Origin of the sequence: Micromonospora acroterricola (assembly GCF_003172955.1) — a bacterium.
Taxonomy (GTDB): Bacteria; Actinomycetota; Actinomycetes; order Mycobacteriales; family Micromonosporaceae; genus Micromonospora; species Micromonospora acroterricola.
In genome coordinates this window covers 20,211-28,547 of sequence record NZ_QGKR01000108.1, presented here as the reverse complement: position 1 = coordinate 28,547, position 8,337 = coordinate 20,211, and the positions used below count along the sequence as shown (strand labels likewise).

Genomic DNA, 8,337 nt, shown 5'->3' with positions numbered 1-8,337 from the left:
CCCTACGCCTGCCCATCCCCCGCAGCCGGCCCACCGCCGCGCTGGCGGTGCTGGCCACCATCCCCGTTGGCGTCACCCTCCCCGCCACCGTGCAGCTCGGCACCGTCACCGCCGTGCTGATACTGATGCTCCTGACCGACCAGCGACGGCCCTGGCGTCACGTCGGCCGCCCCAGGGCATCGGTCGGCCACTGACGAGCGTGCTGACTCCGCGACATCAATATGACGAGTCAGCACGCTCGCCGACATCGTGCCGGCGACCCGGCCGGCCCTCAGGCGCCGGCCAGCACCTCCGACAGCGACGCCGGGACCAGGCCCCGCTCGCGCAGCCCGGCCAGGATGTGCGGCATCGCCTCGTCGGTCATCCGGGCGTTCGCCTCGGTCACATGCATGATCACGACCGACCCGGGGCGTACGTTGTCCAGCACCGCCCGCACCAGCGGTTCCCAGGCGGTGGCGAAGGGGTCACCGCTCACCACGTCCCCGTCGACCACCGTCACGCCGAGCGGTGCGAGTGCCGCCAGCGCCGCCGCGTCGTGACACAGGCCCGGAAAACGGAAGTACCGGGTCTGCCGGCCGCCGTACGGCTTGATCACCTCAAAGGTCTTCGCCGCGTCCTCGGTCATGCCCTTCGCGGGCACCCGAGGCAGGTCGTAACAGTCGCCCGTGTACGCCAGGTGCCCGTAGGTGTGATTGGCCAGCTCGAAACGCGGATTGTCCGCGAGCCGCCGGGTGAGGTCCGGATACCGCTCCACCCACTTGCCGGTCAGGAAGAACGTCGCCGGCACCTGCTCCCGCTCCAGCAGCTCGATGATGCGCAGGTTGGCGTAGGACGTCACCCGACCGGCACGCAGGTTGCGCAGCATCCCGTCGGTCATGTCCGCGTCGAACGTCAACGCGACCCGGTTGCCGCTACGCGGGCCGTGATCCACCACCGGTGGCCGGCTCCCCGCCCGCGTCGCTCCCGGAACGGTGGTCGCCGGCGGACGTACCTGTGGGCTGGCCCTGCCGCTGCTCGACGGCCCTGCCGCAACGGCGGCCCCGATGGACGGGCCGACGAAGGTGGGCGCGTCCGGCGACGGCCCCCCGGAGAGCGCGAACGCGGACGCCGCAGCGCCAACGACGGCCGCCGCGACCAGAACACCGAGCAGCGGACGAAGCCAAGGTCGGATCACGGCGGTGATCATCGCAAACGTGAAGGCGACCCGTTGCCCCCCAGCTCTCCACCAAGCCCGGCCGACGCGGCCACGAAACTGGCGAGTCCTTGCACGATCCTGCCGCTGACCAGCGGCCACCGCACGTCTCGTGCTGCACTCTGGGCATGCCCCTGGACGAGCTTCGCGACCTGTTGGAACGGCATGTGCGCCTCGACCTGACCACCGCCATCGAAGGCGTGCGCGTCTGCCGGATCGACCACACCGCCTCCCCGGTGTCCTCCATGTCCGGCAAGGTGCTGGCGGTCATCGCCCGGGGCGGCAAGCGCCTCGCCCTCGGCGACCAGGTCTACGAGTACGGCCCGGGTCAGTACCTCGTCGCCTCGGTCGACCTCCCGGTGACAGGCCACGTCATCGAAGCCGCCCCCGGCCACCCCGCACTCGGCTTCGGCATGACCCTGGACCCCGCCGCCATCGCGGAGCTGCTGCTGTCGGCCGGGCCGGGCGACCTGCCACGATCCCCCGGCACCGCACGGCCCGGAATCGCGGTCAGCAACGCCCCGGACGAGCTGCTCGACGCCATCGTGCGGCTGCTACGCCTGCTCGACCGGCCACAGGACCGCAGGACACTGGCCCCCCTGTTCAAGCGCGAGATCCTCTGGCGGTTGATGACCGGCGAACAAGGTGAGGCCGTTCGGCAGATCGGCCTCGCGGACAGCAGCCTGAGCCACATCGCCCGCGCCGTCCAATGGATCCGGGAGAACTACACCCGGCCGTTCCGCGTCGAGGAGGTCGCACAACTCTCCGCAATGAGCGTCTCCGCGTTCCACCGGAACTTCCAGGCGGTGACGGCGATGAGCCCCATCCAGTTCCAGAAGCACATCCGGCTGCAGACGGCGAGACTACTGCTGACAAACAGCCCCAACGAGATCACCCGCGTCGCCCATCGCGTCGGATACGACAGCCCGTCCCAATTCAGCCGGGAATACCGGCGCCTTTTCGGCGCTCCGCCCAGCATCGACGCGCTGCGCATACGCGCCGGATCTGGAAGTACCGGCGCCGCACTCCCCTGACACCGACTCCGGCGGAGAGGATCGTGCAACCACACGACACGATTTCGCTAGTTCCACCCCCACCGCGATGCTTCCATGGAGTCACCGGAACACAAGCAGGAAAGGCCGGTGAAGTGGACGACGCCATCGCACGAGCCCTCGCCATCGGACCGGAGTCGTCCGCGGCCGAGCGCACCATCGACATCACCACACTGGGCGCACGCACCGGCGTCCCCCGCCGCATCGAAATCTGGTTTCACCGCGTCGACGGTCGCTGGTACCTGACCGGCATGCCCGGACCCCGCAGTTGGTACGCGAACGTACGCGCCCACCCACGGTTCACCGTGCATCTCAAGCACGGTGTCACCGCCGACCTGCCCGCCACCGCGGTGCCGGTCGACGAGCCGACACGACGGCGGGTGATCACCGCGGTCCTCGACCTGCAGAACCGACCCGAGATCGCTGCCCGGGTCAGCCAGCGCCAGATGTTCGACGACTGGTTCGCGGGCAGCCCACTCGTCGAAATCGTGTTCGACGACGAGGAACTGCGGGCGTCCTCGACGCGGTCCGGATAGTCCACGCCTCAGAAGACGGCCACGCACGCCGCTCCTGTCCGGCACGAGATCGACCAATCACCGAATCACTCCAAGGGACAACCATGAAATACCGCAACCTGGGCCGCACCGGAATCGACGTCAGCCCGTACTGCCTCGGCGCCATGATGTTCGGCGCCATGGGAAACCCCGACCACGACGACTCGATCCGCATCATCCACAAGGCATTGGACGCGGGAATCAACTTCGTCGACACCGCCGACGTGTACTCCGGCGGCGAATCCGAGGTGATCGTCGGAAAGGCGCTCAAGGGCCGCCGCGACAACGTCGTACTCGCCAGCAAGCTGCACTACCCGATGGGCGACGACCCGAACCACCGCGGGAATTCGCGGCGCTGGATCGTCACGGCGGTCGAGAACTCCCTGCGCCGGTTGCAGACCGACCACCTCGACCTCTACCAGGTCCACCGTCCCGACCCGTCCGTCGACGTGGAGGAGACGCTGTCCGCCCTGTCCGACCTCGTCCACAGCGGCAAGGTGCGCGCGATCGGCGCCTCGTCCTTCCCCGCCTCGGACATCGTCGAAGCGCAGTGGGTCGCCGAACGGCGCGGCCTCGAACGCTTCCGCACCGAGCAACCGCCGTATTCGATCCTCAACCGGAGCATCGAACGCGAGGTGCTGCCGGTCTGCCAGCGGTACGGGATGGGCACGCTGGTGTGGAGCCCCCTGGGCCAGGGCCTGCTCACCGGCCGGTACCGCAAGGGCCAGCAGTTCGACAGCCACCGGTCGGGTCACACCCCGCAGCACTTCAGCGACGAGCGCAAGCTCGACGTGGTGGAGCAGCTCGTCCCGCTCGCCGAACAGGCCGGCCTGTCGATGACCCATCTCGCGATGGCGTTCGCGATCGCGCACCCGGGTGTCACCTCGGCGATCATCGGGCCGCGCACCATGGCGCAGCTCGACGACCTGCTGGCCGGCGCCGACGTCACCCTGAGCGACGACATCCTCGACCGGATCGACGAGATCGCTCCGCCCGGCACCGACGCCGGCCCCAACGACGTCGCCTACGTACCGCCGGCCATCTCGAGCGTGGGCCTGCGCCGCCGGCCGGCCACGGAGCGTTCCGCCGGCTGAGCGACGACCGCGTGGCGGCGCGTCGGCATGGCGGCGACGCTAGGCCGAAGCGCCGCGCGGCGCGTACATGATGACGGCGACGCCGAGCAGACAGAGCGCCGCGCCCGTCAGGTCCCACCGGTCCGGCCGGAAACCGTCCACCAGCACCGCCCAGCCCAACGAGCCCGCCACGAACACCCCGCCGTACGCGGCCAGGATCCGGCCGAAGTGCGCGTCCGGCTGGAACGTGGCGACGAAGCCGTACGCGCCCAGCGCGACCACCCCGGCGGCAATCCACCAGAGGCCGCGCTGCTCCCGCCAGCCCTGCCAGACCAGCCACGCCCCACCGATCTCGGCCAGCGCGGCCAGCGCGAACAACACCAGCGAACGAAGCACCGTCACGCCGCCGACCCTAGCGGCCCGTACGCGTCGGGTCCCCGGGCAGCACCTGCCCGGGGACCCGATGACCGTCAGGTCACTTGTTGAAGGCGTCCTTGATCTTGCTGCCGGCGTCCTTCATGCTCTGCCCGGCCTGCTTGGCACGGGCATTGCCCTGCTGGCTGGCGCCGTCGCCACGCATCGGCTCGTTGTCGGTCGCGTCGCCGATCCGCTCCTTCGCGGCGCCGGCCACCTGCTCGACCTTGTTGCGTGCCTTCTCGGTGAAGCTCATCGCGCCTCCTCCGTCTGGCGGCTGTTCCGGTCGCTTGCCCGTCCGCCCGGTGCCGAAACGTCTGTCGAGGGCTGCACACCGCGTACGGCATCCTAGGAAGATAGGTAAGCAGCCGGGTCTCCCAGCCCCCTCGATGCCCCGACCTCCAGGAAGGCGGGTCGATCAGCGTGAACGGACGGACGCCGCATCGGCACCCGCCGGGTGCCGCCGAGCCCACGATGGTTAACTGGCCGCATGGGAGAGCTCCTGCTGATCCGGCACGGCGAGACCACCTGGAGCGCCACCCGCCGGCACACCTCGTACACCGATCTGGAGCTGACCCCCGACGGCGAGCGGCAGGCCCGCACCCTCGCCGCGTTTCTCGCCGGCCGGCGCTTCGTCACCGTGCTGGCCAGCCCCCGCTCCCGGGCGCTGCGCACCGCGCAGCTCGCCGGGCTCACCGTCGACTCGGTCGACGAGGACCTCAGCGAGTGGAACTACGGCGAGTACGAGGGCCGCACCACGGTCGACATCCACGAGGACGAACCGCACTGGAACATCTGGACCGACGGCTGCCCCGGCGGTGAGTCACCCGCGCAGGTCGGCGAGCGCCTCGACCGGGTGCTGACCCGGGTGACGCCGCTGCTCGACCGGGGCACGGTGGCACTGGTCGGCCACGCGCACAGCCTGCGGGTGCTCGGCGCCCGCTGGATCGGCCTCCCCCCGTCGGCCGGCGGCCTGCTGCGGTTGGACACCGCCACGGTCAGCGTGCTCGGTCACGAGCACGGCCGGCAGGTCATCCTGCGGTGGAACCAGCCGGCTCCTCCGGCACCCGGGACCGCGACCGACTCGGTGGCGCGGCACTGATCTTCGGCGGCCGGTTCTCGTACGGGGTGGACAGCACCACCGTCGTCCGGGTGGTCACGTTCGCCGACGTGCGGATCTCCTGGAGCACCCGCTCCAGGTCGGTGGGGCTGGCCACCCGCACCAGCAGCATGTAGAAGTCCTCCCCCGCCACCGAGTAGCAGGAGTCGATCTCGGGCAGGTGGGCCAACCGGTCCGGCGCGTCGTCGGGTTGTGACGGGTCGAACGGGCGGATCGCCACGAACGCGGTCAGCGGCAGGTCCAGCGCCTCGAAGGAGACCCGCGCGGCGTACCCCTTGATCACCCCGCGTTGCTCCAGCCGGCGCACCCGCTGGTGCACGGCGGACACCGACAACCCCACCCTCTCGGCCAGGTCGGTGTACGACAGGCGGCCGTCAGCGGTCAGCGCTGCGACGATGGCGCGGTCGATCTCCTCCACGGCGAGCAACCTACCGGGAAAAACTCCTGACGGCGACGACGCTCCCACGGCACCGCGCGGGCGGCGGGCCGCGGTGGACCCACCGCAGCCGCGCCACCACGTATCGTCGCCCGGTGCTCAGCCCCTGGCGAGAGCCCGGGAGATCACCAGCCGCTGGATCTGGTTGGTGCCCTCCACGATCTGCAACACCTTCGCCTCGCGCATGTACCGCTCCACCGGGTGGTCGGCCACGTAGCCGGCGCCACCGAGCACCTGCACCGCGTCGGTCGTCACCCGCATCGCCATGTCGGTGGCGAAGAGCTTCGCCTTGGCCGCCTCGATCGAGTACGGACGCCCGGCGTCGCGCAGCCGGGCCGCCGCGAGGGTCAGCGCGCGGGCGGCGGAAATCTGGGTGGCCGCGTCGGCGAGCATGAAGCCGAGCCCCTGGAAGTCGACGATCGCGCGGCCGAACTGCTGCCGCTCCCGGGCGTACCCGACCGCGTAGTCCAGCGCGGCCTGGGCGAGCCCGACCGCGCAGGCCGAGATGCCCAGCCGGCCCGAGTCCAGCGCGGACATCGCGATGGTGAAGCCCTCCCCCTCGCCGCCGATCAGCCGGTCGGCCGGCACCCGCGCGTCGTCGAAGGCGATCTGCGCCACCGGCGAGGCGCGCAGCCCCATCGTGCGCTCCGCCGCCTGTGGGTTGATGCCGGCGGTGCCCGCGTCGGCGAGCAGGCAGGAGATGCCCTTCGGGCCGGGCCCGCCGGTGCGGCAGAAGACGTTGTAGAAGTCGGCGGTCCGGGCATGGGTGATCCACGCCTTCGTGCCGGAGACGACGTACGCGTCGCCGTCGCGGACCGCCCGGGTGCTCAGAGCCGCCGCGTCGGAGCCGCCCTGCGGCTCGGAGAGGCAGTACGCGCCGAGCAACTCGCCGCCGAGCATGTCCGGCAGGAGCTTGCGCTGCTCGTCGCTGCCGAACGCGGCCACCGGGTAGCAGGACAGGGTGTGCACGCTGACCGCCTCGGCGACCGCGAGCCAGCGGCTGGCCAGGATCTCCAGCACCTGGAGGTACACCTCGTACGGCTGGGCCGCGCCGCCGTGCTCCTCCGGGTAGGGCAGGCCGAGCAGGCCGGCGCGGCCGAGGGTGCGCAGCACCTCGCGGGGGAACTCGGCGCGCTCCTCGAAGCCGGCGGCCTTCGGCGCGAGCTCGCGGTCGGCGAGTTCGGTGGCGAGGTCCAGCAGGTCGTGGGCCTCGTCGGTGGGGAGGATCCGGTCGACAGTCATAGTGCGATGAGCTCCGTGGGGGTGGTGTTGAGCCGCTGCACGCCGTCCGTGGTGCAGACGACGATGTCCTCGATGCGGGCGCCGTGACGGCCCGCCAGGTAGATGCCCGGTTCGATGGAGAAGGCCATGCCGGGCTCCAGCGGCCGGTCGTTGCCGGCCACCAGGTAGGGCTCCTCGTGACCGTCCAGCCCGATGCCGTGGCCGGTGCGGTGCAGGAACGCGGGGCCGTAGCCGGCGGCGGCGATCGGCTCCCGCGCCGCGGCGTCGGCAGCCTCGCCGGTGATCCCGGGCCGCACCGCCGCCACGGCGGCGCGCTGGGCGTCGTGCAGCACCGCGTAGTAGTCCAGGAACTCGGCCGGAGCCGGCCCGCCGGCGACGTAGGTGCGGGTGCAGTCCGAGCGGTAGCCGGACGGCATGGTGCCGCCGATGTCCACCACGACAGGCTCACCGGCGCCGATCGGCCGGTCCGAGGTGCCGTGGTGCGGGCTGGCCCCGTTCGGCCCGGCGGCCACGATGACGAAGTCCACGCTGACGTGCCCGGCCGCCCGGATCGCCGCGGCGATGTCGGCGGCCACCTCGGCCTCGGTTCGCCCGGGGCGCAGCCACTCCCCCATCCGCAGGTGCACGTCGTCGATCGCCGCGCCGGCCTCGGCGAGGGCCGCGACCTCCGCCGGGGACTTGCGGATCCGCAGCTCGCGCAGCACCTCGCCGGCGAGCCGCTGCGCCGCGCCGGGCAGCGCGGCCCGCAGCGCGAGGACCTGCTCGGCCCACATCCGGTCGGACACACCGACCGTCGCGGGCGGGCCGTCGAGGGCGGCCACGACCAGGGGGTACGGGTCGGAGCCGTCGGCGTGGTCGACGATGCGCACCCCGGTGGCGGGCGCCGGGGACGCCTCCGCGGCCGGTCGCTCCAGCCTCGGCACGATCAGCGTCGGCGCGCCCTCGGCGGGCAGCACCAGGCAGGTGAGCCGCTCACCGGCGTGGGCGTCGTAGCCGGTGAGGTAGCGCAGGTCGGAGCCGGGGGTGAGCAGCACGGCGTCGAGGCCGGCAGCGGCGATGGCGCGCTGCGCGGCGGTCAGCCGGTGCGGCGGGTAGAGCTCCTCAGTTCCCACCCGGTCAGCTTAACGGTCGTTTGGGCTTCCCAGGGAGCCGGCGCGCCCCCGCGAGGGAAGGCCGCGGGGAAATACACCGACGTTGATTGACGCGGACAGTTAACACTCTTTAAGATTTGGCTGCCTCGAGGCCCACCCGTTC

11 protein-coding genes are annotated in these 8,337 nt (G+C 71.6%); 5 read left to right on the top strand and 6 right to left on the bottom strand.

The features are described from left to right. Positions 1–194, top strand: a 194-nt coding sequence (locus tag DKT68_RS31085; protein WP_201748884.1) for a hypothetical protein, incomplete at its 5' end; no start/stop codon positions are given. 77 nt (positions 195–271) lie between these two features. Here DKT68_RS31085 and DKT68_RS03560 read toward each other — a convergent pair. Then, positions 272–934 (bottom strand): polysaccharide deacetylase family protein, encoded by a 663-nt coding sequence (locus DKT68_RS03560; RefSeq protein ID WP_109816003.1) that lies wholly within the window; start codon positions 932–934, stop codon positions 272–274. Between the two features lie 386 nt (positions 935–1,320). Here DKT68_RS03560 and DKT68_RS03555 point away from each other — a divergent pair, with 386 nt between their 5' ends. From DKT68_RS03555 to DKT68_RS03545, 3 genes are all read left to right on the top strand, one after another. After that, positions 1,321–2,226 (top strand): AraC family transcriptional regulator, encoded by a 906-nt coding sequence (locus tag DKT68_RS03555; RefSeq protein WP_109816000.1) that lies wholly within the window; start codon positions 1,321–1,323, stop codon positions 2,224–2,226. 113 nt (positions 2,227–2,339) lie between these two features. Continuing rightward, positions 2,340–2,780 carry a nitroreductase/quinone reductase family protein gene (locus DKT68_RS03550; protein WP_109815999.1) on the top strand — a complete coding sequence of 147 codons (441 nt, stop codon included), beginning with the start codon at positions 2,340–2,342 and terminating at the stop codon, positions 2,778–2,780. Between the two features lie 83 nt (positions 2,781–2,863). After that, on the top strand, positions 2,864–3,892 hold the full coding sequence (locus tag DKT68_RS03545; protein ID WP_109815998.1) for an aldo/keto reductase: 1,029 nt from the start codon (positions 2,864–2,866) through the stop codon (positions 3,890–3,892). A gap of 39 nt (positions 3,893–3,931) precedes the next feature. Here DKT68_RS03545 and DKT68_RS03540 read toward each other — a convergent pair whose 3' ends face one another. Both DKT68_RS03540 and DKT68_RS03535 read right to left on the bottom strand, forming a co-directional pair. Then, complete coding sequence (locus DKT68_RS03540) at positions 3,932–4,273, bottom strand: YnfA family protein (RefSeq protein ID WP_109815997.1); 342 nt, start codon at positions 4,271–4,273, stop codon at positions 3,932–3,934. A 73-nt stretch (positions 4,274–4,346) separates the two neighbouring features. Then, on the bottom strand, positions 4,347–4,541 hold the full coding sequence (locus tag DKT68_RS03535) for a CsbD family protein (RefSeq protein ID WP_109815996.1): 195 nt from the start codon (positions 4,539–4,541) through the stop codon (positions 4,347–4,349). Positions 4,542–4,775: 234 nt separating this feature from the next. Between DKT68_RS03535 and DKT68_RS03530 the strand changes: the two genes are divergently transcribed. Next, positions 4,776–5,387 (top strand): histidine phosphatase family protein, encoded by a 612-nt coding sequence (locus tag DKT68_RS03530; RefSeq protein ID WP_109815995.1) that lies wholly within the window; start codon positions 4,776–4,778, stop codon positions 5,385–5,387. Here the strand turns inward: DKT68_RS03530 and DKT68_RS03525 are convergent. The 3 genes from DKT68_RS03525 to DKT68_RS03515 form a co-directional block, all read right to left on the bottom strand. Next, a complete protein-coding gene (locus DKT68_RS03525) occupies positions 5,317–5,823 on the bottom strand; it encodes an Lrp/AsnC family transcriptional regulator (RefSeq protein ID WP_109815994.1) in 507 nt (168 codons plus the stop codon). The genes DKT68_RS03530 and DKT68_RS03525 overlap by 71 nt on opposite strands. 117 nt (positions 5,824–5,940) lie before the next feature. Next, complete coding sequence (locus tag DKT68_RS03520) at positions 5,941–7,083, bottom strand: acyl-CoA dehydrogenase family protein (protein ID WP_109815993.1); 1,143 nt, start codon at positions 7,081–7,083, stop codon at positions 5,941–5,943. Next, the gene (locus DKT68_RS03515; RefSeq protein ID WP_109815992.1) at positions 7,080–8,195 is read right to left on the bottom strand and encodes a M24 family metallopeptidase; all 1,116 of its coding nucleotides are present in this window, start codon (positions 8,193–8,195) and stop codon (positions 7,080–7,082) included. The genes DKT68_RS03520 and DKT68_RS03515 overlap by 4 nt, the downstream gene beginning before the upstream one ends. Between the last annotated feature and the right edge of the window lie 142 nt (positions 8,196–8,337).

What these genes read in the sequence shown, in the direction of transcription:
- DKT68_RS03555 (WP_109816000.1), top strand. Translation starts at nt 1,321, where the DNA reads ATGCCCCTGGACGAGCTTCGCGACCTGTTGGAACGGCATGTGCGCCTC.
- DKT68_RS03545 (WP_109815998.1), top strand. Translation starts at nt 2,864, where the DNA reads ATGAAATACCGCAACCTGGGCCGCACCGGAATCGACGTCAGCCCGTAC.
- DKT68_RS03535 (WP_109815996.1), bottom strand. Translation starts at nt 4,541, where the DNA reads ATGAGCTTCACCGAGAAGGCACGCAACAAGGTCGAGCAGGTGGCCGGC.
- DKT68_RS03530 (WP_109815995.1), top strand. Translation starts at nt 4,776, where the DNA reads ATGGGAGAGCTCCTGCTGATCCGGCACGGCGAGACCACCTGGAGCGCC.
- DKT68_RS03520 (WP_109815993.1), bottom strand. Translation starts at nt 7,083, where the DNA reads ATGACTGTCGACCGGATCCTCCCCACCGACGAGGCCCACGACCTGCTG.